The sequence below is a fragment of the Rhodomicrobium sp. R_RK_3 genome (assembly GCF_002198715.1).
Taxonomy (GTDB): Bacteria; Pseudomonadota; Alphaproteobacteria; order Rhizobiales; family Rhodomicrobiaceae; genus R-RK-3.
The window spans coordinates 196,751-219,449 of record NZ_MWLK01000008.1; the positions used below are offsets into that span (position 1 = coordinate 196,751).

Annotated in this window: 19 protein-coding genes and 1 tRNA gene; 5 read left to right on the forward strand and 15 right to left on the reverse strand. The window is 64.9% G+C overall.

Annotated features, from left to right (window positions below):
* Positions 1-19 precede the first annotated feature (19 nt).
* Both BLEFHOIH_RS04615 and rpmH read right to left on the reverse strand, forming a co-directional pair.
* Positions 20-484, reverse strand: coding sequence for a ribonuclease P protein component (locus BLEFHOIH_RS04615; protein ID WP_088343335.1), 465 nt, complete (start codon positions 482-484; stop codon positions 20-22).
* A 47-nt stretch (positions 485-531) separates the two neighbouring features.
* Positions 532-669, reverse strand: coding sequence for a 50S ribosomal protein L34 (gene rpmH / locus BLEFHOIH_RS04620; protein WP_088343336.1), 138 nt, complete (start codon positions 667-669; stop codon positions 532-534).
* A 356-nt stretch (positions 670-1,025) separates the two neighbouring features.
* Here rpmH and BLEFHOIH_RS04625 point away from each other — a divergent pair, with 356 nt between their 5' ends.
* The 3 genes from BLEFHOIH_RS04625 (at position 1,026) to BLEFHOIH_RS04635 (ending at position 4,163) form a co-directional block, all read left to right on the forward strand.
* Positions 1,026-2,453 carry an FAD-dependent oxidoreductase gene (locus BLEFHOIH_RS04625; protein WP_088343337.1) on the forward strand — a complete coding sequence of 476 codons (1,428 nt, stop codon included), beginning with the start codon at positions 1,026-1,028 and terminating at the stop codon, positions 2,451-2,453.
* 32 nt (positions 2,454-2,485) lie between these two features.
* Positions 2,486-4,027 carry a HAMP domain-containing sensor histidine kinase gene (locus BLEFHOIH_RS04630; RefSeq protein ID WP_088343338.1) on the forward strand — a complete coding sequence of 514 codons (1,542 nt, stop codon included), beginning with the start codon at positions 2,486-2,488 and terminating at the stop codon, positions 4,025-4,027.
* 59 nt (positions 4,028-4,086) lie between these two features.
* Positions 4,087-4,163: transfer RNA gene (locus BLEFHOIH_RS04635), tRNA-Arg, on the forward strand.
* A 134-nt stretch (positions 4,164-4,297) separates the two neighbouring features.
* On the opposite strand, the gene BLEFHOIH_RS04640 is transcribed toward BLEFHOIH_RS04635, so the two are convergent.
* Positions 4,298-4,918, reverse strand: coding sequence for a TetR family transcriptional regulator (locus tag BLEFHOIH_RS04640; protein ID WP_210191697.1), 621 nt, complete (start codon positions 4,916-4,918; stop codon positions 4,298-4,300).
* 144 nt (positions 4,919-5,062) lie between these two features.
* Between BLEFHOIH_RS04640 and BLEFHOIH_RS04645 the strand changes: the two genes are divergently transcribed.
* Positions 5,063-6,130 carry an NAD-dependent epimerase/dehydratase family protein gene (locus BLEFHOIH_RS04645; protein ID WP_088343339.1) on the forward strand — a complete coding sequence of 356 codons (1,068 nt, stop codon included), beginning with the start codon at positions 5,063-5,065 and terminating at the stop codon, positions 6,128-6,130.
* Positions 6,131-6,373: 243 nt separating this feature from the next.
* On the opposite strand, the gene BLEFHOIH_RS04650 is transcribed toward BLEFHOIH_RS04645, so the two are convergent.
* The 10 genes from BLEFHOIH_RS04650 to BLEFHOIH_RS04695 form a co-directional block, all read right to left on the reverse strand.
* On the reverse strand, positions 6,374-9,262 hold the full coding sequence (locus BLEFHOIH_RS04650) for a hypothetical protein (RefSeq protein ID WP_125461581.1): 2,889 nt from the start codon (positions 9,260-9,262) through the stop codon (positions 6,374-6,376).
* Between the two features lie 261 nt (positions 9,263-9,523).
* The gene (locus BLEFHOIH_RS04655) at positions 9,524-10,558 is read right to left on the reverse strand and encodes a proline racemase family protein (protein WP_088343341.1); all 1,035 of its coding nucleotides are present in this window, start codon (positions 10,556-10,558) and stop codon (positions 9,524-9,526) included.
* A gap of 22 nt (positions 10,559-10,580) precedes the next feature.
* A complete protein-coding gene (locus BLEFHOIH_RS04660; protein ID WP_088343342.1) occupies positions 10,581-11,681 on the reverse strand; it encodes a cis-3-hydroxy-L-proline dehydratase in 1,101 nt (366 codons plus the stop codon).
* 11 nt (positions 11,682-11,692) lie between these two features.
* On the reverse strand, positions 11,693-12,694 hold the full coding sequence (locus BLEFHOIH_RS04665; RefSeq protein ID WP_088343343.1) for a 4-hydroxyproline epimerase: 1,002 nt from the start codon (positions 12,692-12,694) through the stop codon (positions 11,693-11,695).
* Between the two features lie 16 nt (positions 12,695-12,710).
* The gene (locus tag BLEFHOIH_RS04670) at positions 12,711-13,958 is read right to left on the reverse strand and encodes an FAD-dependent oxidoreductase (RefSeq protein WP_088343344.1); all 1,248 of its coding nucleotides are present in this window, start codon (positions 13,956-13,958) and stop codon (positions 12,711-12,713) included.
* Between the two features lie 80 nt (positions 13,959-14,038).
* A complete protein-coding gene (locus BLEFHOIH_RS04675; protein WP_088343345.1) occupies positions 14,039-14,935 on the reverse strand; it encodes a dihydrodipicolinate synthase family protein in 897 nt (298 codons plus the stop codon).
* 46 nt (positions 14,936-14,981) lie between these two features.
* A complete protein-coding gene (locus BLEFHOIH_RS04680; RefSeq protein WP_088343346.1) occupies positions 14,982-15,707 on the reverse strand; it encodes an amino acid ABC transporter ATP-binding protein in 726 nt (241 codons plus the stop codon).
* 9 nt (positions 15,708-15,716) lie between these two features.
* On the reverse strand, positions 15,717-16,370 hold the full coding sequence (locus BLEFHOIH_RS04685; protein ID WP_170937007.1) for an amino acid ABC transporter permease: 654 nt from the start codon (positions 16,368-16,370) through the stop codon (positions 15,717-15,719).
* Between the two features lie 25 nt (positions 16,371-16,395).
* Complete coding sequence (locus BLEFHOIH_RS04690; RefSeq protein ID WP_088343348.1) at positions 16,396-17,058, reverse strand: amino acid ABC transporter permease; 663 nt, start codon at positions 17,056-17,058, stop codon at positions 16,396-16,398.
* A 93-nt stretch (positions 17,059-17,151) separates the two neighbouring features.
* Positions 17,152-17,931 carry a transporter substrate-binding domain-containing protein gene (locus BLEFHOIH_RS04695; RefSeq protein WP_245296869.1) on the reverse strand — a complete coding sequence of 260 codons (780 nt, stop codon included), beginning with the start codon at positions 17,929-17,931 and terminating at the stop codon, positions 17,152-17,154.
* Positions 17,932-18,239: 308 nt separating this feature from the next.
* Here BLEFHOIH_RS04695 and BLEFHOIH_RS04700 point away from each other — a divergent pair, with 308 nt between their 5' ends.
* On the forward strand, positions 18,240-18,932 hold the full coding sequence (locus BLEFHOIH_RS04700) for a GntR family transcriptional regulator (RefSeq protein ID WP_170937002.1): 693 nt from the start codon (positions 18,240-18,242) through the stop codon (positions 18,930-18,932).
* Positions 18,933-18,964: 32 nt separating this feature from the next.
* Here the strand turns inward: BLEFHOIH_RS04700 and BLEFHOIH_RS04705 are convergent, their stop codons facing one another.
* Positions 18,965-20,362, reverse strand: coding sequence for a PAS domain S-box protein (locus BLEFHOIH_RS04705; protein WP_088343351.1), 1,398 nt, complete (start codon positions 20,360-20,362; stop codon positions 18,965-18,967).
* A gap of 174 nt (positions 20,363-20,536) precedes the next feature.
* A complete protein-coding gene (gene ggt, locus BLEFHOIH_RS04710) occupies positions 20,537-22,300 on the reverse strand; it encodes a gamma-glutamyltransferase (RefSeq protein ID WP_245296865.1) in 1,764 nt (587 codons plus the stop codon).
* Between the last annotated feature and the right edge of the window lie 399 nt (positions 22,301-22,699).

Here is a 22,699-nt window from a genome sequence, read left to right on the forward strand (position 1 = left end):
AGGCTGGCCGAGAGGCCGTTCAGGTTTCTTCGATTTCCCGCTGAGACTCTCCGGCTGACCGTTTGCGCTCTCTCCCGGTACGGGGCTTGGCGTGGTCAGCGCGCGGCGGAGGATGCAGTTTGCCGAATGCAAGTTGGAAGTCTTCTAGCAGATCACCAAAGCGTTGGTGAAGCGCTTCCATCCGGCCGATGACGACATAATCGTAATTTGATAAGGCAAAGCGCGGCGCCGTCAGCCGAACCGCTTCCTTCAACCGGCGCCTTGCCCGGTTGCGCATCACCGCGCCGGCCCGCTTGGCGGCGGGGCTGCCTGGCGTCTTCGCCGTCAGCGCCTTGCTGCCGACCGCGAAGCCGAAACGCGCAGGGCCCGCCTCAGCCGCGCCCGTCCGGGGCAGGGCCTGCAGGATGAAACTTTGCGCCACCCATTTCCGGCCTTTGCGCAGCCGGTCGAATTCGGCGCGGGATTTGAGCGTCTCCAGTCGCAACGAGCGCTCCTTCCGCGCCGCGCCGCCCTAAAGGCGGCAGCGCGAGGTTAGACGCTGAGCCGCTTGCGGCCCTTGGCGCGGCGGCGCGACAGCACGCGCTGGCCTTGCTTGGTGGACATGCGCAGGCGGAAACCGTGGCTGCGCTTGCGCTTCAATACGCTCGGACGATAGGTACGTTTCGTCATGACTCTTCCCGACTTCCCGTCCGCCGCTGCTCGCGGCACGCGGTCGCCGCCCCAAATTGTCTGTTGAATTATTGCTCATATAGGTGCGAGGCGGCGCAGAAGTCAAACATCGCGCGTGGTGTTTTTCTCGGCGCCGCCCGGAAAAATGCCGCGCCAAGCCCGCGGCACAGCGGGCCGCGCCTCTTCAATTCCGTTAACCAAGCCTCAATTTGTCGGTCGCAAGCCTGTTGACACCGGACGGGGAGTCCGCCGGCGGGCGCGCGGAGTGATTGCACTCATCCGATCGTTCGCTAAAACACTCCGGGCGGGCAGCAAACGGCGAGGCGATCCGCCGCGGCGGGATAACGGGGGATTTCATGGCAGAGCAGCTCAAGCCGGACCTTTGCATCATCGGCGCGGGATCGGGCGGATTGTCGGTCGCGGCGGCCGCCGCGCAACTCGGTGTCGAGGTCGTGCTGATCGAGCGCGGCAAGATGGGCGGCGACTGCCTCAATTACGGCTGCGTGCCGTCCAAGGCGCTGCTGGCCGCCGCCAAGCGCGCCCAGGCCATGCGCGACGCCGCGCCCTTCGGCATCAAGCCGGTCGATCCGCAGATCGATTACCGCGCCGTGCTCGCCCATGTGCACGAGGTCATCGCCGCCATCGCGCCGAACGATTCGGTCGAGCGCTTCACCGGCCTCGGCGTCAAGGTGATCCAGGCCGACGCCATTTTCGGCGACCGCTACACGGTGCTGGCCGGCGGCTACGAGATCCGCGCCCGCCGCTTCGTCATCGCGACGGGCTCATCGCCTGCCGTGCCGCCGATCCCCGGCCTCGACAGCGTGCCCTTCTATACCAACGAGACCATCTTCGAAGCGCCCAGCCTGCCGCGCCATCTCGTCATCATCGGCGGCGGCCCGATCGGGCTGGAAATGGCGCAAGCGCATCGCCGCCTCGGCAGCGACGTCACCGTCATCGAGGCGCTGACGCCGCTCGCCAAGGACGACGAGGAGGTGCGCGGGCTGGTGCTGAAGCGCCTCGCCGAGGAAGGCGTCCGCATCCTCGACAAGGCGCGGCTGGAGCGGGCCGAAGCTTTCGGCGACGGCGTGCGGGTGCAGTTTGCCAAGGGCGGCCAGTCCTATTCGCTCGACGGGTCGCATCTGCTGCTCGCCGTCGGCCGCCGCCCCAATATCGAAACGCTCAACCTGGCCGCCGCCGGCATCAAATCCGACCGCAACGGCGTCGTGGTGAATTCGAAGCTGAAGAGCTCGAACCGGCGCGTCTATGCCATCGGCGACGTCGCCGGCGGCCCGCAATTCACCCATGTGGCGAATTACCACGCCTCGCTCGTCATCAAGAACGCGCTGTTCCGCCTGCCGGCCCGGGCCGACCATTCGACCATCCCGTGGGTCACTTTCACCGACCCCGAACTTGCCCATGTCGGCCTTACCGAGGCCGGCGCCCGCGAGAAATACGGCACGCGGATCAACGTATTGCGCTGGCCCTATCACGAGAACGACCGGGCCCAGGCCGAGCGTCAGACCGAAGGTTTCCTTAAGGTCATAACCAATCGCTCCGGCCGCATTCTCGGGGCGAGCATGGTCGGCGCGCATGCGGGCGAGCTGATCCAGATGTGGAGTCTCGCCATGCAAAAAGGCATCAACATCAAGGCGATGGCCAGCTTCATCTCGCCCTATCCGACGCTGTCGGAGATCAATAAGCGCGCCGCGATCACCTATTTCCTGCCCAAGCTTACCAATCCCCTAATCAAGCGAGTGGTTGGTTGGCTGAGGAAATTGGGGTAAAACAGGAATGAGCAATGTTGAGTTGATGACCGTTGGCTTTTGTCCCCGCCAGTCCTGAAGATGAAGCGCGCCCCGCCGAGCCTGCTGAGGTCGCGGCTGCGGCGCCCAAATGGCGCGGCGTCCGCTTCGGCCTCTCGGCGCGGTTGCTCTGGCTGACCATCGCCTTCGTCATGCTGGCGGAAGTGCTGATCTTCCTGCCCTCGGTCGCCAATTTCCGCAAGAACTGGCTGATGGAGCGCCTCGCCGCCGCGCAGATCGCCTCGCTCGCCGCCCAGGCCGCGCCGAACGATGCCGTGCCGGAGCGGCTCGCCCAGCAGCTTCTGCAAAAGGCGATGGTGCACAGCCTTGCCGTGCGGCGCGGGCCGGTGCGCGTGCTGGTGCTGCAAACCGCCGTGCCCGGCATGGTGCAGGCGCATTACGACCTGGAGGAGGCCAACTGGCTCACCCTCATCGGCGACGCGCTCTATGCCTTCATTTCCGAGCGCGACCGCCTGATCCACGTCATCGGCCATCCCGACCTCTCCGACGACACGGTCGAGATCGTGATGACGGAGACGCCGCTGAAGACCGCGATCTACAATTACGCGCTCAACATCCTCTTCCTCTCGATCGCCATCTCACTGTTCTCGGCGACCCTGGTCTATCTGACGCTGAACTGGTTCCTGGTGCGCCCGGTCTCGCGCCTGACCTGGAACATCGTCCGCTTCCGCGAGAACCCCGAGGACGCCACCCGCGTCATCCAGCCCTCCGGCCGCAGCGACGAAATCGGCGTCGCCCAGGAGGAGCTGGCCGCGATGCAGAACGAGCTGATCGCCATGCTGCGGCAGAAGAGCAGGCTTGCCGCGCTCGGCCTCGCCGTCAGCAAGATCAACCACGATCTGCGCAACATGCTGGCGAGCGCCCAGCTCATCTCGGACCGCCTCAGCACCAGCACCGACCCGACGGTGCAGAAATTCGCGCCGAAACTGATCTCCTCGCTCGACCGAGCCATTGCGCTGGCCGGCGAGACTCTCACATACGGGCGTGCCGACGAAGCCCCGCCGCAGCGCCACCGCTTCCTGCTGAGGCCGCTGATCGACGAGGTCGGCGAGAGTTTTGGCCTGCCCGGCGACAGCCGCATCAAATGGGTGACCGATGTCGGCCCGGCGCTCGAGATCGACGCCGACCGCAACCAGCTCTACCGCATCCTCACCAATCTCGTGCGCAACGCCATGCAGGTGCTGGAATCGGCCGCCGACCTGCCGAAGCCGGTCATCACCGTCGCCGCGCGCCAGGACGGCGACAATCTTCTGATCAGCGTCGCCGATAATGGCCCGGGCGTTCCGCCGCGTGCCCGCGCCAATCTGTTCCAGGCCTTCCAGGGTTCGGTGCGCGTCGGCGGCACCGGGCTGGGCTTGGCCATCTCGGCGGAGCTGGCGCGCGCCCATGGCGGCTCGCTCTGGCTCGACGACAGCGCTCCCGGGGCCACATTCTGCCTGAAATTTCCCAATCCCGAGCGGCCCTTGTCGGATTCTGCCGCCCAGAATGGAAATCATGGTCGCGGGATACTTGCGTTTAGCCGCTCGAAACATTAGAAGGATGGCACGACGGCTCGACGAGCCGCCCGCCGCCTTCCCAGGCGGCATTATTTTCAGCGCCCGTAGCTCAGCTGGATAGAGCACCAGACTACGAATCTGGGGGTCAGAGGTTCGAATCCTTTCGGGCGCGCCAATGTTCTCAATGACTTAGGATAAGTTGCCCGATAATTGGCGGGCGGTCTTCAGCGAGCCCTTCGTGTCAGGTCTTCGCCAGCGGCCAACCAGATGCTGGCTTCTGCACTGGGCTGAGACATATCGCGACGGCCGTCAGTCCAGGTCAACCCCGGCTTGGAACCCGGCGCAGAGCGTGCGCACGACGTTGCGGGCCAGTCTCTCGCTCGGCAGGCCCGCCGCAACAGCGGCGGCCACATGGGCCGGGTGGACAAACACAGTCACCGCGTCCCGCACGACTCCAGCCGCGGCTTCGACATCGTCGATCTGAACCTCACCACGTCGTTTGCCATCCGCGAGAATGCGGGCGATCAGAGCCGTCATTGCCTTTGCGTAGGCCACGATGATTTCCGGCCGCTCTTCCACAATGCGGCGGTAGAGACCGTAAACCTCGGGATCGGTCGCGAACCGATCGCGCTTGCGGGCGTGCAAGGCCAGCACCATGCCCTCCAGCCGCTCGGCGATGGGGCCATCCGTCTCGACGAAACCACGCGCCATCTCTTCCTCGTCACGCATCGCTTCCGTGACCAGGGCGTCGAAGATGTCCGCCTTGGACCGGAAGTGGCGATAGATCGTGGTGTGGGAGGTGCCGAGCGCGCGCGCGATGTCGACCACGTTCGTCTTGGCCTCGCCGAAACGACGGACCTGCTTGCGCGCAGCCTCGAGAATCTGCGCGCGAAACGAGTTCTCGTCGATGGGATCGGAGGGCTCCGGCACAGCAACCTCTTTCTAAGTTCTTGGTGATCCTACGATAACCCGGTGCCGGATGCAATTTCGAACAAAATATGAAATCTGTTTGTTGAACTCTGAACGCCGCAGCGCTATGTGTTGGGTGTGCATCGCCGACATCGAGGATGTCCCATGACCAACCTGACCACACTGCCGGAACGGCCTCGCACCGCGCTTGTGACCGGCGGTTCCGGCTTCGTCGGCGGCCGCCTGATTCCGCACCTCCTGGCGCGTGGCTGGAACGTCCGCGCGCTTGCCCGAAGCGCCGAGAGCGAGGCTCAGGTCCGGGCATTGGGCGCCACGCCGGTCGAAGGCGCCCTCAGTGATCAGAGGGCGCTGCTGGAGGCAATGACAGGCTGCGAGGTCGTCTTCCACGTTGCCGCGCACTTCAAGCTCTGGGGCAAGCAGGCGCTCTTCGACCAGGTCAACGTCGAGGGAACGCGCAACGTCGTGAACGCAGCCGCTGCCACTGCAAGCGTGCGCCGTGTGGTGGCTGTCAGCGCCGCCGCTGTTGTGATGGGCGATCCCGAGCCGATGCTGGATGTGGACGAGACCCTTCCTCTGCAGATACGCGCCTTCGCGCCCTACAGCGCCTCAAAGGCCAAAGCAGAGCGCGTGCTGTTAGACGCCAGCGGCGTGCGTCCTGACTTCGAGACGATCGCGCTACGCCCGCCCTTCATCTGGGGCGCTGGGATGCCGACGCTCGACGAGATGGTCGAGACCGTGCACGCAGGCCGCTGGCAATGGGTCGACGGCGGTCAGCAAGCGATGTCGAGTTGCCATGTCGACAACCTTTGTGCTGCCCTGATCCTCGCTGCGGACCGTGGCCGGGCCGGGCAGGCTTATTTCATTGCCGACGATGAAAAAAGCACCCTCAAAAGCTTCATCTCAGCGCTGCTCTCCACGCGCGGCGTGAGCGTGTCCGACAAGGCCGTCCCTTTCAGGGTGGCGTGGGTGATGGCCGGTCTGATGGGGGCAACGTGGCGTCTGCTGCGCCTCAAAGGCCATCCGCCGATCACCCGCCAGATGCTGCGCCTGATCGGCAAGCCTTTTACTGTTCGCACGGACAAGGCCCGGGCCGATCTAGGGTACGCACCGCGAACCACGATGAGCGAGGGGCTTGCCGCCATGCGGGAGGGCGACACCGGTCCCGCCCATTCGGCTATTGGTCGTGGCCAACACGCCATGGCCGCACTCTGATGGCCGGCGCAAAGCCGTCGCGCCATCGGCGTTGCGGTGCTCAGGCTGAACCCTCCGGAAGCGGCGCCATCGTAAGAACCGGGCGCCGCTAACTGAGGCAATCAGCGTAAACCAGGTCACAGGCGCCCGAACTGGCGGAGATATTTCCGGAGATGCATTGCGTCCGGCACAGTCAACGGGACGCGGCTCTTGCCGCGCCCGCATCTCGACGCCAGAGACCATCGAGGGCTTTGCGATGCTATCTTATCCCACGTTTTCCATCTGCGTCGTCAGGTTGGGGCCGTCGCCGTCATAGTCCTTGTGTTCGACGTCGTCCCAGCCGGGCTCGGGCAAATGTCCCTCTCTCGCCCAGAACTCGTACTCCTCCTTGCGATAGTCGAGGATGCCGACATCGCCGGGCGCGTCGCGCTGACCGTATTGTTCCATATAAAGCGACAGGAACTGGAACTTCTTGAGTCCGTCCGGGCTCAGCACGCCGTCCTTGTCAAGCTGAGTGAAGAGGTCGAGGAGCTCCTTTTGATAATTCGTCAGCTTCTTGGTGTTCTTGATGTCGTTGATGATGTCCGGGATGAGCGTCGCCAGCGACAGGACCGCCGAGATCACGAAGGATGGCGCGGCGATCGCCTTGATGAAACTGAGGCCTTTGGCGAGTCCGGCAAAGGAGGCGAGCCCCCCGGCGGTCGCGAACGTTCCGGATGCGAGTTGCAGGGCGCCCTTGGCGATCGAGATGTCGTCCTTGCCGTCGATGCCTTTTTTGATCGTGAGGCCGCCGATCACCGCATCGGCGACCCCGGCGAAGGTGTCGGCTCCGGCGCTGAGCACCAGAAGCGCGGCCGAGGTGCCCTTGTGCCAGTCCGGCGCGTTCACGCCCGGACGCTTCTGGTAGCCCGCTTCCAGTCCCTTTCTCAGCGCCTCGCCGTCCTTTACCCCGGCGTTTTCGAGGAGCTTGTTATAGAAGTCCGGCCGGGTGCTGTCATCGGCTGCTTTCGTGAGATTCTCGTCGATCGCGGCGGCAAGCTCGTCGGTCACCGTCATGCCGCCGCCTGTCGTCGCCGACGGCTTTCCGAACAGTTCATCGAATGTCTTGTCGAGGCCGAGCAACGGCTTGCCCGGCGTTTTCTTAAGCGCGTTGCGTTCTGCTTCGCTCAAGTTGGGATTGTCCGCATCGACCTTGTCGTTGAATTTCTTTATCTCCTGATTGTTCTTGCCGATAATATCGTTGGCCAGGTCCGCAAAGTGCTTGCCGGCGCCGATGAAGCTGACGAAATCCTTGGCGACGGACAGCCGCTCCTCGGTTGTATCGCCGATCTTGCCGCCCTTGCTGGCAAGCTGATAGATGCCGGAGACCAGGGAGACGGTGCCGCCGAGTGAGCCGATGACACCTTCCTTGGTCAGAACCTGGAACGTTTTCAGCGCGCTGCCGCCGGGCATCTCCGCCAGCGAGGTGTATTTGCCGTTGCCGAAAAGCGTCTCTATGTCCTTGCTCGTCACCGTGCCATTCGCGGAGTAGATGGCGCCAAGTTCCTGCATGGCCTTGCCGAAATCTTTGGCGGTCTTCTTGTTGCCGATCATCTCCTGGAGAAATTTCTCCGACTCGGCGAGGCGGCGGCCAATGTCGAGCCCGCCCTTCTTGATGATCGTCAAGAGCATCTTGCCGAGGTCCTGCGTCGCGAGCGTCAGGTTCTCGTCGTTGATCTTGCTGGTATCGCCGATCAGGTCGTTGAGCTCCATCGTCATGGAGTCCATTTCCGCATTCAGGGCGAAGCTGTCCGCTTTTGCGGGATCGACCATGAGCAGCGACTCATAGGTGGCCGCGATGTCGTCCTTGGCCACGCCTTTGTCGAGCGTCTTGAGATATTTCATGTAGTCGGCGCTGAAGGCCATGTCCTCCAGCTTCTTCACGGCCGCTTCTCCGCCCTCGACCTTGCCGAGCGCCGCCTTCCGCTCCGCGACGATGTCCTTGGAAACAGCGTCCGACTTCAGCAGACCGGGTATCGCTTCATTGATCTTGTTGGCGTCGATAACGCCGTAAAAATCCTTGCCGTTGACCTTCTCGCTGTTGTAGCCGGTTGCGATATCGAGCGTGACCATCTGCGTACCGTCGCTGGCCATGCTTCCCGCCTGCAGCAGCCGGTACAGCTTGGCCCGGTCATCATCCGCGCCGATTTCGCCCTTGGCGATGCCGTCCTTCCATTTCGCAATGACGTTCTTCCAAGCGAGATCGTTGACCGTCAGCGCCTCACCCTTGTCGTTCTTCTCGCTGGTCTTGAGCGCGCCGATGTCGAGTTCGGACGCCGTCGGCAGATTCGCCTTCTTGCGAGCCTCGTCGACCGCCTTCGATCTGTCGCCCTCGGTGAACTGATCGTATTTGCCGGCGGCGCTCGTATAGAGTTGCGGTGTGGTGTCCGCGGAAATTTGCCGCTTGTCGCCGTTCGCAAGTTCGAGTTCGATCAGCCCGTTATCTTCGTCCGGGGCTCCGATCCTGGCGCCGTCGAGATCGGCCGTCGAGATGCCGGTTTCGTCGGTGACGAGTTTATAACCCTCCGCTTGCGAGGCGTAGCGCGCGGCGGCCTTGTCGAAGAGTTCGGGCGTCAGCGCCCTGATGATGTCTTTCTGCGAACCGTCTTTCATGAAGGCGGTGATGACGTAGGGCTGACCGTTGCTCAGCATTTCGGCAAAACTTGAAACATCGCCCAGCTTGATGTCGTCGCTGCCGCGCATCACGGGGACGTCTTCCGGCTTTACGCTGAGATAGACGCGCTCATTTTCAGACAGCGTCGAAACCTTCTCGATATAGTCGTAGAGGCCCGGATTGTCTTCTTGGCGGACAACCGTGATTTCGCCATTGCCGCTGGTGGTGAAAGCAAGGGATTGGCCGGTCGCGCCCTTGTTGTCCTTGGCGTCCTGCGGGACGTCGACAACCGTGATGTCCTCCACCGGCGGCCAGGTTTCGTTATTCGACGCCATGCGGTAACCCGGCTGGTTATCCGCATTTGCGATCGCTCGCTGGAATAAAAACTCGCCGGTGTCGTAATTTTGATTTGGTTGAGATAGACCTTCGACCCGCATATCCTGGCCCCGAATCATAGCAATAGTTGACACATCCCATCCGCAATTGCCGATGGCGAACATGATCTCTGTCGCTAACAAGCGCTTGTTACTGAGACTGGGCTAAATATAGTCGACGGACGTATCAATCAGATGACGGAAACCTGACCGCAAGCCCAGACGGTGTCAGGAGCGATCGGCGTTCGATCCGCTAGCAGCCGCCCGCGCGGACATGGCCGGCCGACGGCTATAGGCCCTGATTTGGATCGGGCGCGACCCTGATCGCAGTGGCCGCTCGTTCCTTCTTTTGCGGCCAGAGAACCCGGCGTGAGGCTGAAGCGGACCCTAACCCCGCCAGAGCGGCCAGGTGTCCGTCAGACGGTAGCCGGTCGGCCAGGGATCGGCCGGGTCGACCATGAGCTGGGCGGTGTGGGTCACCCAGGCGCGGCCCATGATGGAGGGCACGATGGCGGGCCGGCTGCCGACCGTGGTCTCCGCCTCGACGCGGCAGTCGAAGCGCGAGCCGATGATCGAGCGGCCGATGAAGCGGTCGCCGAGCTTCAAGATGCCTTTGGCGTGCAGCACCGCCATGCGGGCCGAGCAGCCCGTGCCGCAGGGCGAACGGTCGATCTTGCCGGGGCGGATGGCGACGGCGTTGGCGCCCGAGGGGATGCCATCGTCATCGGTCAGCGGCGCGGCGAACTGGCAGAAGGAGATGTGCGACCAGTCGCGGTTCACCGGATGCTGGAAGCCGAGCTGCTGGTTCGCCGCCATGACGATCTTCATGCCGAGATCGGCGAAATCCCGGGCCTCGTCCGGCTTGATCGCAAAGCCCAGCGCATGCGCATCGACGATGCAGAAACTGTCGCCGCCATAGGCGGTGTCCACGGTCAGCGTGCCGTGGCCTTCGACCTCCAGCCTAGCATCGAGCTTGTCGGCGAAGGAGGGGTGGTTCTTAACGCGGATGCGTTCGGCCTTGCCGTCCTTGCAATAGGCGGTGACTTCGATCAGCCCGCCCGGCGCTTCCAGAATCATCTGCGTTTCCGGTTCCTGCATCGGCACGATGCCGGTGTCGAGCAGCACGGTCGAGACGCAGATGGAGTTGGAGCCGGACATCGGCGGCGTGTCCTCCGGCTCCATGATGATCCAGGCGGCATCCGCTTTCGGGTCCTTCGGCGGCACCAGCAGGTTGACATGGCGGAAGACGCCGCCACGCGGCTCCTGCAGCACGAAATTGCGCAGATTGTTGTCCGCCGCGATGAAGCGCGACTGCGCCCACAGTGTATCGCCCGGCGGCGGCGCGACCCCGCCCACGATGACATCGCCGACCTCGCCCTCGGCATGGCAGCCGACGACATGAATCACCTTGGCAGAGCGCATGGCTGAGTCCTTTTCGAAAAAGTCAGATCACCACGACCGGGTCGCCGAGCACGTCGAAGATCGGCTCGATGCCGAGGCCCGGCGTGTCGGGCGCGGTCATGAAGCCATCGACACGCTTCGGCGCGCCCTTGGCGATGTCGACCGTGCCGTAGCTGTTGAAGTCGGTGGCGGAGAAGGAGAACTCCTCCGGCGTCGAGCGGGCGAGATGGGCGATGGCCGCCGTGACGATATCGCCGCCCCAGGTGTCCTCGATGGTCATCGGCGTGCCGGATGCGACGCAGATATCGCGCATCAGCCGCGCCTTGGTTAGCCCGCCGACCTTGGAGATCTTGAGGTTGATGATGTCCATGGCATCCTCGGCGAGCGCCTTCTGCAAGGTGGCGACGCCGTCGATCACCTCGTCCAGCACGAAGGGCCGGGCGGTGCGGCGGCGCACGGAGAGGCACTCCTCATAGGTCGGGCAGGGCTGCTCGATATAGACGTCGACATCGGCGACCGAGGCCGCGATGCGCGCCGCTTCCGCCCGCGTCCAGCCGGTATTGGCGTCGGCGACGAGGATGTCGCGGTCGCCGAGAATGGCGCGCGTCTGGCGGATGCGCAGAATGTCCATATCCGCGTCGCCGCCGACCTTGAGCTGAAACTTGGTGTAGCCCTCGGCTTTGTAGCCGGCGATCTTCTTCGCCATCGCCTCCGGCGCTTCCTGCGAGATGGCGCGGTAGAGCGCGACCTTTTCCTGCGCGGCGCCGCCAAGCAGCTTATAGACCGGAAGGCCGGTCAGTTTGCCGAGGATGTCCCAGCAGGCGATATCGATCGGCGCCTTCACGTAAGGGTGCCCGCGCAGCACGGCATCCATATGTCGGTTGAGCACATCGAGGTCGGTCGGGTCGAGCCCGATCACCTTCGGGCCGATTTCCTCGAGCCCCGCGCGCACGCCATGCGCATAGGCCGGCAGATAGGCCGAGCCGAGCGGGCAGCATTCCGCATAGCCGGTGATGCCGGCATCCGTCTCGACCGCGACGACGGTGGAGTCGAAGACCTCCACGAAATTGCCGTTCGACCAGCTATAGCGGCCCTCCTTGAGCGGCAGGCCGACCTTCCATGCCTTGATGCCGGTGATCTTCATATGTGCTCTCCTCAGATCACGACAAAGCCGCGCGCGAACGGGTCGCGGTCGTCGATGAAGATGGTGTTGTAGCCGGTCATGCGCGCCCATCCGCCGATGGAGGGGATGATGGCGTCCAACTCGCCGGCCTTGGCCGCCGCCTCGACGCGGCCTTTGAACAGCGAACCGATGATGCTCTCATGCACGAAGTCGTCGCCGACTTTCAGCTTGCCGGCCGCCGCCCAATGCGCGATGCGCGCGGATGTGCCGGTGCCGCAGGGCGAGCGGTCGATGGCCTTGTCGCCGTAGAACACCGCGTTGCGGGCGTGGGCGTCGGGGTGCTGCGGCGCGCCGGTCCACAGGATGTGCGAGAGGCCGCGTATTTCTGGCTTCTCGGGATGGATGAACTGGTATTTTTCGTTCAACGCGCGGCGGAGCGCGCCGCTCATGCCGATGAGCTGGCCGGCGGTGAAATCGGCCATGTCGCGATAGCGCTCCTGCGGCTCGACGATGGCGTAGAAGTTGCCGCCATAGGCCACATCGACGGTGATCTCGCCGATGCCCGGACAGGCGGCGGTGAGGCCGCGCGAATGCAGGAAGGAGGGCACATTGGTGATGCGCACCTCCTCGACATATTGGCCCTCCTGCCGGTATTCGGCGACCACCAGCCCGGCCGGCGTATCCAGCCGCAGCACGCCCGGCGTCTTCGGCGTAACGAGGCCGTGCTCGATGGCCATGGTCACGGTGCCGATGGTGCCGTGGCCGCACATCGGCAGGCAGCCCGAGGTCTCGATGAACAGGATGGCGATGTCGCAATCGGGCCGTGTCGGCGGGTAGAGGATGGAGCCGGACATCATGTCGTGGCCGCGCGGCTCGAACATCAGGCCGGTGCGGATCCAGTCATATTCGGCAAGAAAATGCGCGCGCTTCTCGATCATGTCGGCGCCCACGAGGTTCGGGCCGCCGCCGGCCACCAGCCGCACCGGATTTCCGCAGGTGTGGCCGTCTATGCAGAAGAAACTGTGTCGCGCCATGAGGAAGGTCTCCAGATCAGAAGCGGGCGGGCCGGAAGGGGGCGAGCGGGATTGCGGAGGGACGTCCGGCCAGCAGGTCGGCGATGAGCTGGGCCGTTGCGGCGCATTGGGTCAGGCCGGAATGACCATGGCCGAAGGCGTAGAGGATGCGGTCCGATGCTTTGGACGCGCCGATCACCGGCAGGGTGTCGGGCAGCGATGGCCGGAAGCCCATCCATTGCTTGCCGCCGCCGGTTTTCAGTCCCGGCAGGAAGGCGGCGGCTTTCTCCAGCATGATCTGCGAGCGGGCAAAATTGGGCGGACGCTTCAGGCCGCCGAGCTCGACCGCGCCGCCGATCCGGATTCCCGTCGCAAGCGGCGTGATGACGAAACCGTGGCCGCCGAAGGTGAGCTGGCGGCGCAGATCGAAGGCGCCGGGCGGCAGCGTGGTGTTATAGCCGCGCTCGGTCTCCAGCGGGATGCGCTCGCGGAGCTGGTCGCAGAGCTTGCGCGACCAGGCGCCGGCGGCGATCACCGCCGCGCCGGCGGGGCTGGCGCTCCCATCGCTGAAACGCAGCTCGGCGCCGCCCTCGCTTGGGACGGCCTCCGTCACCTCGCCGCGGATAAGGCGCGCACCCTGTGCCGTGACCTTGTCGAACAGGGCAAGCGCAAAGAGATGGGGATCGTCGACCGTCTGCCAGTGCGGGGTGAAACTGCCTACGACGAAGCGCGGCGACAGGCCCGGCTGCAACCCGGCGAGCCGGGCGCCGCGCACATGTTCGAAGGGGATGCCCTCGCGCTCGCGCGCCTGCCAGCCGGGCAGCGAGGCGCTGAATTCGGCCTCGCTCTCATAGAGCTGGAGATTGCCGTCGCTGCGCACATGTCCGGAAAGCCCGGCATCGGCGATCATGCGGTCCATGGCGCGCGAGGAGAGGCGCATCAACGCGCATTGCGCGGCGATGCTGGCGCGATAGCGGTCGGGCAGGCTCGCGCGCCAGAAGCGCAGCAGCCAGGGCGCGATTGTCGGCAGATAGGCGGGCGGGATGGACAGCGGCCCGAGCGGATCGAGCAACCAGCCGGGCGCCTTGCGCATGATGCCGGGCGAGGCGAGCGGCAGCACGTCGGAAAAGGCGAGCGCGCCCGCATTGCCGTAGCTCGCGCCCTCCGCCACGCCGCCGCGTTCGATGAGCACGACCTTGCGGCCCTCGCGCTGCAGATGGAACGCGATGGCGAGGCCGATGATCCCGGCCCCGACGACAGCGATTTCGTCCGGTGTGGTGGTCAAATCTGGTATCCGGCGCTATCCGCCTCTGGTTCCGGGGCACGCGGCGCTCTCGCAAGCGCCGCATGGCTTTTGGGTCGTGATTACGCCACCTTAGGCAAAGACGGGCGGTTGGCCAAAGCTTCGCGCACGATGCGGTCGACCTTGGCGCGCTGTTCGCCGTCCAGCGGCAGGCGCGGCGCGCGCACGCGCTCCGTGGTGTCGATCACCAGGACCTCGACCAGTTTCAGGTTCTGCACGAGGTAGGTGGACACATCCAGGTCGAGCAGCGGGCGGAACCATTTGTAGATGGCCAGCGCCTCGTCATAGCGCTTGGCCTTGATGAGCCGATAGATCGCCACCGTCTCATGCGGGAAGGCCGTGACGAGACCGGCGACCCAGCCGACCGCCCCGAGCGTCAGCGCCTCAAATGCGAGGTTATCGACGCCGGTGAACACGTCGTAGCGGTCACCGAGCCGGTTGAAGATTTCCAGCGTGCGCCTGACGTCGTCGGACGATTCCTTCACCGCCACGAAGCGCTTGTCGGAAGCAAGCTCCTCCATGACGTCGACGGTGACATCGACGCGGTAGGCGAGGCGGTTGGAGTAGATCATCACCGGCAAATCGGCCGCCTCAGCGACCGCGCGCAGTGTCGCGACCGTCTCCTTCGGGTTGGTGTGATAGACGAGGCTGGGCACCACCATCAGGCCGTCGGCCCCTGCTTTAGCGGCGCGGCGGCCGAGTTCGGCGGCATCGCGCGTGGCGGCCTCGGCGATGGTCATCAGCACCGGCTTGCCGCCCGCGACGGAGCGGGCGATCCGCAGCGCTTCGAGGCGCTCGTCATGCGACAGCATCGGCCCTTCGCCCAGCGAGCCGTTGACGATCAGCCCGTCGACGCCGGCCTCGACCTGGAAGGCGAAACACCGCTCCATCTCCTTGATGTCGAGCGTGTCGTCGTCGTTGAATTTGGCGGTGAGGGCAGGATAGACACCAGACCACATAGGGTTTGACTCCTTTTGAGCGTTTCCGCCTGCTTGGCAGGCACTGTCAGAGGACGGATTTCAGGAAGGCGACGGTTTCCGGCTTTTGCGGATTGCCGATCACCTGCGACGGCGGCCCGATCTCGTGGATCCGGCCCTGGTGGAAGAAAGCGACGCGGTTCGACACCTCGCGGGCGAAGGCGATCTCGTGGGTGACGACGATCATGGTCATCCCCTCCGACGAGAGCAGCCGCAGCGTATCCAGCACCTCGCCGACAAGCTGCGGGTCGAGGGCCGACGTCACCTCGTCGAACAGCATGTAATGCGGCGACATGGCAAGGGCGCGGGCGATGGCCATGCGCTGCTGCTGGCCACCGGAGAGTTTTGACGGATAGACCTTCAGCTTCTCCGCGAGGCCCACATGAGTCAGCTTTTCGACCGCGATGGCCTCGGCCTCGGCCTTCGGCTTGCCGAGCACCTTGCGCGGGGCGAGCATGACATTCTCCAGCACGGTCAAATGCGGGAAGGCATTCCATTGCTGGAAGACGATGCCGATCCTGCGCCGGAGCTTGTTGAGGTCGGTGCGGCGGTCATGCACGTCGGTGCCGTCGATCAGGACGCGGCCGGAATTGATCGGCTCCAGGCCGTTGACGCACATCAGCAGCGTCGACTTGCCGGAGCCGGAGCCGCCGATCACCGACACCACCTCGCCGGGGGCGACCGTCATGCTCACGCCCTTGATCACTTCCAGCGGACCGAAGGACTTATGGACGTCGTTGATCTCGATTGACATTCAGCGTTCTCAGTCGTTTTCGTGCCAGCGCCGCTCCAGCCGCGCGCCGAGGCGGGCGATGGGGAAGCTCATCAGGAAATAGATCAGTCCGGCGATCGAGAGCACGAGCAGCGGCTCCTGGATGCGGGTGACGATCACCTGCGAGGACCGCAACAGCTCGACGACGCCGATCCACCACACCATGGCCGTGTCCTTCATGACGCCGAGCGTCAGCCCGATCCAGCTCGGCAGGGCGACCCGCAAGGCGATGGGGAAGACGATCTCCGTGAGGTCCTGGCTCCAGCTCATGCCGAGCGAGCGGGCCGCGCGCCGGGTGGTTGCGGGCACGGCAAGAAACCCGCCGCGCACGATCTCGGTGCAATAGGCCGACATGTAGAGCGCCAGCACCACGCAGCCCACGGTAAAGGACGACCAGTTGAGGCCGATCATCGGCTTGAAGGCGTTAGCCAGCACGAGCTGGATCAGCAGCGGCACCGAGCGGAAGATATCGAGCACGAAGCCGATCGGCGCGTTGACCCACCAGGGCGCGGTGGCGCGCACCACGCCGAGGACGAGGCCGAGCAGCGTGCCGGCCAGCACCGCCCAGAAGGTGACTGCCAGCGTCACGCCCGCGCCTTTGAGCATGAACCACAGGTCGTTCAGGCTAAAGGAGGTGTCGATCAGCGAGGAGAACATCGGCGCGGCCTCCTCAGTAGCGGAACAGCCGCCACGCGATCAGGCGTGCGGACAGGGTGACGGTTTTGGCGATCAGGTAATAGATCACCGCGGCAAGGGCGAAATATTCGAAGGTGCGGAACGAGCGGACATTCAGCTCCTGCGTGACGCCGGTGAGGTCGTTGTTCAGCCCGACGACGACGCCGAGCGAGGTCATCAGGATCGCCCAGACCATCTGGTTGGTCATCGGATAATAGACGACGCGGAAAAGCTGCGGCAGCACGATCAGCCGGAACGCCTGGATCTGGCCCATGCCGAGCGAGCGGGCCGCCCGCATCTGGGTGTCGGGCACGGCGCGCATTCCGCCGCGAAAGGTCTCGGCGAGATAGCCGGCATTGTTGAAGGTGATGCCGGCGAGCAGCGCCGGGAAGCTGTCGATATAGATGCCGAACGAGCCCAGGCCGAAATAGGCCATGTAAATCTGGAACAGCGCCGGTGTGTTGCGCGCAAGCTCGACCCAGCTCGTGGCGAAGGCGCGCAGGATCCATATCCGGGACTGGCTTGCGAGCGCCAGAAGCACGGCGAAGACCACGCCGAGCAGCATGGACAGCACGGCCACTTCGAGCGTCACCAGCGCACCCCACAGCATGTCGGGCAAGGCTCGAAGCGCGGGCAGCCAATGGAACGTGTACTTCATCGCTTGCTCGTGTCGGCGGCACTGAGGGCAGTAGTGCGCGGAAGTGCACGCCATGGCGGAAGTGAACCCGGCCATGGCGTTTCATCACGAAGCTTAGCGGTAGACGCCCGAGATGCTCAGGTTCGGAGCCTCGCCGCCGCCGATCCACTTTTCATAGAGCGCCTTGTAGCGGCCGGTGCGGACCTGCTGGTTGATGAACAGGTTCAGGTAGTTCAGCAGGCCCTGTTCCTGGCGCGGCGCGATCAGCGCCACATAGTCGATGTCATAGGGCGCATCGCCGCCCATGATCAGGCCCTTGTACTTGCCTTCCTTGACGATGGCGGAGGCGACTGTGGAGGTCACGACGGTCGCCTCGATCTGCCCCTGCGCAAGCGCCAGGAACACGTCCGCCTGGTTCTGATAGCCGCGGAAGCTGGTGCCGCCGCCCCAGGCCTTCACGTCCTTTTCGAGCGCGATGGCCTCGAAGGTGCCCGAGACCGAGCCGGTCTTCTTGCCCTTCAGGCTGGCGTAATCCTTGATACCGGCGCCGTCCTTGGTCAGCACGACCATCTTGAAGGCGAAATAGGGGATGGTGAAGCCGGCGGTCTTGGCGCGCTCCAGCGTATCGGAGGTCGAGGCGACGCCGACATCGACGCGGCCGGAGACGAGGGCGGGGATGCGGTCCGGAAAGGGCGTCTCGACAACCTCGGCCTTCACCCCCAGCGCTTTGGCGAGATCGTTGCAGTAGTCGACGTCGAAGCCGATCGGATTGTTGCTGGCATCGCGCGACCCCATGGGCGGAAAGTCGAGCACGACCGCGCAGCGGAGGGTGCCGGAGGCGATGATGTCGTCGAGCTTGTCCGCTTGCGCGGGCATCGCGGCCAGGATGGTCATGAACGCCGCGGTCAGAACGCCGATTCCCTTAGCCATAGAGATCTTCCCCTACTCAAAACTGATGGTTTCTTAGGCAGTCGTCGGCGCTGTTCAAACTCACGCCATTAAGCGACAATTAACCATCTGTTTTTTGGATCCAATTTGCAATATCCTTTTTTTGAAGGTTGGCAATTATTCGCTCGCCGCGCTAATTGGGGCTGTAAAGGTCGGCTCAATGCGTCGTTGGACACGCGGGGACCGCCCGCGCGCGGCGGCTTGCCTGATCGCGGACGTTGAACGTCCGCCTCTGGATTTCTGGGAGTGCAGACGTGAAAGTGAGGACTACGGACATCGCCCAGATGGCGTCGGCGTCCGACGTGATCTTCGACGCCCTGCGGGAGGCGATCAACAAGGGCGACCTGACCGAGGGGCAGGTGCTGCGCCAGGACCAGATCGCAAAGATGTTCAACGTCAGCCGCATCCCTGTGCGCGAGGCGCTGATGCGGCTGGAGGAGCAGGGGCTGGTATCGACGCAGCGCTATCGCGGCGCTGTCGTGACGACCCTCTCGACCGACGAGATCCGGGAGATTTTCGAGTTCCGCGCGGTGCTCGAGCCGGAAGTGCTGCGCTATTCGGTCGAGCGCATGTCGGAGGAGGCGCTCGCCAATGCGAAGCGTTTCGCCGACGCCTTCGCCACCGAGACCGATTCATCTCACTGGGGCGAGCTGAACCGCCGCTTCCATTACAGCCTCTACGAGCCGGCGGAACGTCCCTATTACCTGCAGACCATCAAAGCCGCGCTCGACCGCGTCGACCGCTATTTGCGCGCCCAGCTCGTGCTGACCGACGGCATGGCCCGGGCCGAGCGCGAGCACCAGGGCATTTTGCAAGCCTGCATCGACCGCGATCCGGAGCGGGCGGCCCAACTCACCCGCGACCATATTCTCGGCGCCAGCGCTTCGCTGATCGCCTTCATCGAGCGCACCCGCGCCGAGCATAAGGCCGCCAGCGAGAGGCGCTGACGCGCGGGGACGCTCTCCGCCCCGGCCCCGCGTTACGGCCTGCCGGTGGCCGCGCCCTCTGCTTCGACCGGGACGATGATCGTGCAATGAACGCCGTCGGGCGTGAAGAGGAACCGGGTCTCGGTCTTGAGCTGGTAGGGCAGCGCCCGTTCGATCAGTTCGGTGCCATAGCCCCTGCGCTTCGGGGCGGTGGGATCGGGCATGACGACGCCGCTCTCGCGCCATTCCAGCACGACTTGCCGGCCGGCACCGGCTGGCTCGACCGCCCAACGCACCGACAGCCGCGCGCCCTCCTGACCGATGGCCCCGTATTTCACCGCGTTTGTCACCAGCTCGTGCAGCGCGAGCGCGAGCGTTTGAATCTGCGACATCGGCAGTTCGACCTCGGGTCCGTCGACGCTGATCGCGCCGGCGCCGTTTCCGCCATGGGCGAGCAGTTCCGCGTCGATGACGCTGCGCAAATCGACTGTCTCGCGCGAGCAGCTCGAGACGAGCCTCTGCACCCGCGACAAGGCCAGCAGCCGGCCCTCGAACTCCGCGCTGAATGCCTCGAGCGTTGGGCTGCTGCGGAGCGTCTGCCGCGTCATCGCATGCACGACGGCGAGGAGGTTGCGGGAGCGATGCTGCAATTCCGCGAGCAGCACCTCCTGGCGGTCCTGCAGGGCGCGAAGATCGTGGATGTCGTTGGACGTGCCGACCCACTCGGCGTCGATGCCGGTCTCGGGGACCGGCTCGGATCGGGTCTGGTGCCAGCGATATTCGCCGTCGGACGCGCGCCGGATGCGGTGTTCGACGTCGCAGCCGCGCAGCTCGACCGCCCGCGACCAGGCCGCGAGCGTCGGCTTGCGGTCTTCGGGATGAATGGCTTCGAGCCAGCCGAAATCGCGGCTCGCCGCCTCGGAGAGCCCGGTGTAACTCTCCCATTGAGGGCTGTGCCACAGGCGCTCGCCATTGGCGTGCGTGCGGAATATGAGCTGGGGGATGTTCATGACCAGGCCGCGGAAGCGCTCCTCGCTTCGGGCAAGGCGCTCCTCCGCGAGGCGGCGCGCCGTCTGATCGCGCATGATCTTGACGAAGCCCTCCGCGCCCGACCCCAGCGACATCATCAGGCCGGAGCCCCAGAATTGCGAACCGTCCTTGCGCTGGTGCCAGCGTTCGTCTTCGGCGCGGCCGGAGTCCAGAGCGGTCGCCATTTCGAATTCGGGAATCCGGTTGGCGCGATCCTCGGGCGTAAAGATGATGGCGGCACTCTTGCCGAGGATTTCGTCCTCGGCAAAGCCGAGCAGGCGCTCGGCGCCGGTGTTCCAAGTGCTGACGGCGCCCGCCGGATCGAGCGTGAAAATGGCAAAGCCGGTCGCGCTCTCGATGACATGGCGAAAGAGCCGATCGTTATTGGATGGGTTTTCCGGATCGTCTGGCCGCTCGGCCATGCCGCATGCCTCCGCTGTGTCGGGAGGTAAGCGATCATGAAGGCGGTAGAGTTCCAAGCGGAGTGGCGGCCCGGATGCCGCAGCCCGGCCCCTCGCAGTGGAGATGGGCTACGGATCTTGTGGGCGGCGCGCTCATGGTCCGTCTCACGTCGCCCCGCTTTCGGCTGGCAGTACTCAGTAGCTCGCCACCGCGCCGTCCGCCGCGCGCGGATCGGAGGCGCCGAACAGCATGGCGCGCGCGCGCATCACCGAATTGGCCCGGCCGAGAACGCGGTGAACGATCTTGCCGTCCGGCCCCTTCGGCAGGATGAAGCCGCGCGCCTCCAGCAGCCGCAGCGTATCCGGCGAGATGCCGCGCTCGGTAATGACATTGTCCGGCATCCATTGATGATGCACGCGCGGCCAGGCCGTCGCCTCGGCGATGTTCATGTCGAATTCGAGCACGTTGAGCAGCACCTGCAATACCACGGTGATGATGGTGCTGCCGCCCGGCGAGCCGGTTGCGAGAAATGCCCGGCCGTCCTTCATCACGATGGTCGGCGTCATCGAGGAGAGCGGGCGCTTGCCGGGCGCGATGGCGTTGGCGTCGCCGCCGGTCAGGCCGAAGGCGTTCGGCGCGCCGGGCTTGGCGGCGAAATCGTCCATCTCGTTGTTGAGCAGGAACCCGGCGCCGTCGACCGAATAGCCGCTGCCGAAGGTGAAATTCAGCGTCGTGGTGTTGGAGACCGTGTTGCCGTCCTTGTCCATCACCGAGAAATGCGTGGTCTGCGGCCCTTCGGCGGCGGGCGGCGTGCCGGCGGAAATATCGGCCGATTTCGACGCCTTGGCCGGATCGATGCCCGCGCGCAGCTTGGCGGCATAGCTCTTGCTGGTCAGCCCTGCGACCGGCACTTTCCAGAAATCGGGATCGCCCATGTGGGTGGCGCGGTCGGCATAGGCGCGCCGCATCGCCTCGACCATAAGGCCGATATAGTCGGCGCTGTTGAGCCCCGCCGCCTTGAGGTCGTAGCCCTCCAGGATGTTCAGCATCTCGACCAGATGCACGCCGCCGGAGGAGGGCGGCGGCATCGAATAGATCTCGGCGCCGCGATATTCTCCGCGCACCGGCTCGCGCTCGGCGACGCGGTAGGATTTCAGATCCTCGCGCGTGATTAGGCCGCCGCCGGCCTCCATCTCGGCCACGATCTTGTCGGCGACCCAGCCTTCGTAAAAGCCGCGCGTCCCGTCGCCGGCGATCGCGCGCAGGGTTTTGGCGAGATCGGGCTGCTTGAGGGTTTCGCCCGCCGCATAGGCCTGGCCGTCGGGGCGGAAGAAATAGGCGATGGATGACGGGTCCTTCTCGAAGCGCCTGCGGTTCTGCTCCAGCGCATAGGCCAGCCCCCACGGCACCGCGATGCCGTTCTCGGCAAGCCGGATCGCCGGTTCGAGCACCTGGGCCAGACTCATCGTGCCGTATGTCTCCAGCGCGTGGATCAGCCCGGCGACGGTCCCCGGCACCCCGGCGGCGGCGCGGCTATAGCGCGACCTGGCATTATCCACCTCGCCATCGGCGCCGATATACATGTCGCGGGTCGCGGCGGCTGGCGCCATTTCGCGATAGTCGATGGCGACCACCTTCCCGGTCTTGGCGAGTGCGATCAGCATGAAGCCGCCGCCCGCCAGATTGCCGGCCTGCGGATGGCTGACCGCCATGGCAAAGCCCGTCGCGACGGCGGCGTCGACCGCGTTGCCGCCCTGGCGCAGGATCTCGACGCCGACCTCGGCGGCCAGCCCATCCTCCGCCGAGATCATGCCGTTCTGCGCCATGACCGGGTAGAACAGCGCATCGCGCGCGATCACCGAGGCGGCGGCCGGATCGTCGGCGCGCTGGGCGGCGGCGGGACCGGCGAACGCAAGCATCGCCGCCAGCGCGCAAGCGCGCCAAATCTGCATTCTCATTCGTTCCGCCTTTCCACCGTCTCGCCCGGTCCATTCTGCCGCCTCGCCGGCTCGGTGGAAACCCGCCAAATCCGCGAGCTCCGCACGCTTGAGTTGCGCAAATACCGCAAGCCCCCCGAAACCGCGCAAATTATCGTTGAGGAATTCAGAATCTGGACAACTTTAAGGCGAGTAAATTGTACAGTGCACCTGCTGTCCCGCCCCGCCGGATCCCGTGGCGTATGCGTTTGATAACGACCCCGGCGAGGGAAGACGGCCTGTTTCGTTCAGTCGTGTCAACGTGTGAGATAAGTATGCGGAAGTGTGTGTTTGTGGCGTCGCGTATTGCGTTCGCGTTCGCCTTTACGGTCACCGCCTGGGGCCCGGCCAGTGCGGCGGATCTTCAGAATTACCGACGAA

Excerpts from the sequence above, each read along its gene's own strand:
- rpmH (WP_088343336.1), bottom strand. The coding sequence starts at position 669 with ATGACGAAACGTACCTATCGTCCGAGCGTATTGAAGCGCAAGCGCAGC.
- BLEFHOIH_RS04625 (WP_088343337.1), top strand. The coding sequence starts at position 1,026 with ATGGCAGAGCAGCTCAAGCCGGACCTTTGCATCATCGGCGCGGGATCG.
- BLEFHOIH_RS04645 (WP_088343339.1), top strand. The coding sequence starts at position 5,063 with ATGACCAACCTGACCACACTGCCGGAACGGCCTCGCACCGCGCTTGTG.
- BLEFHOIH_RS04650 (WP_125461581.1), bottom strand. The coding sequence starts at position 9,262 with ATGTTCGCCATCGGCAATTGCGGATGGGATGTGTCAACTATTGCTATG.
- BLEFHOIH_RS04655 (WP_088343341.1), bottom strand. The coding sequence starts at position 10,558 with ATGCGCTCTGCCAAGGTGATTCATGTCGTCGGCTGCCATGCCGAGGGC.
- BLEFHOIH_RS04660 (WP_088343342.1), bottom strand. The coding sequence starts at position 11,681 with ATGAAGATCACCGGCATCAAGGCATGGAAGGTCGGCCTGCCGCTCAAG.
- BLEFHOIH_RS04665 (WP_088343343.1), bottom strand. The coding sequence starts at position 12,694 with ATGGCGCGACACAGTTTCTTCTGCATAGACGGCCACACCTGCGGAAAT.
- BLEFHOIH_RS04675 (WP_088343345.1), bottom strand. The coding sequence starts at position 14,935 with ATGTGGTCTGGTGTCTATCCTGCCCTCACCGCCAAATTCAACGACGAC.
- BLEFHOIH_RS04680 (WP_088343346.1), bottom strand. The coding sequence starts at position 15,707 with ATGTCAATCGAGATCAACGACGTCCATAAGTCCTTCGGTCCGCTGGAA.
- BLEFHOIH_RS04690 (WP_088343348.1), bottom strand. The coding sequence starts at position 17,058 with ATGAAGTACACGTTCCATTGGCTGCCCGCGCTTCGAGCCTTGCCCGAC.
- BLEFHOIH_RS04695 (WP_245296869.1), bottom strand. The coding sequence starts at position 17,931 with ATGACCATCCTGGCCGCGATGCCCGCGCAAGCGGACAAGCTCGACGAC.
- BLEFHOIH_RS04705 (WP_088343351.1), bottom strand. The coding sequence starts at position 20,362 with ATGGCCGAGCGGCCAGACGATCCGGAAAACCCATCCAATAACGATCGG.
- ggt (WP_245296865.1), bottom strand. The coding sequence starts at position 22,300 with ATGAGAATGCAGATTTGGCGCGCTTGCGCGCTGGCGGCGATGCTTGCG.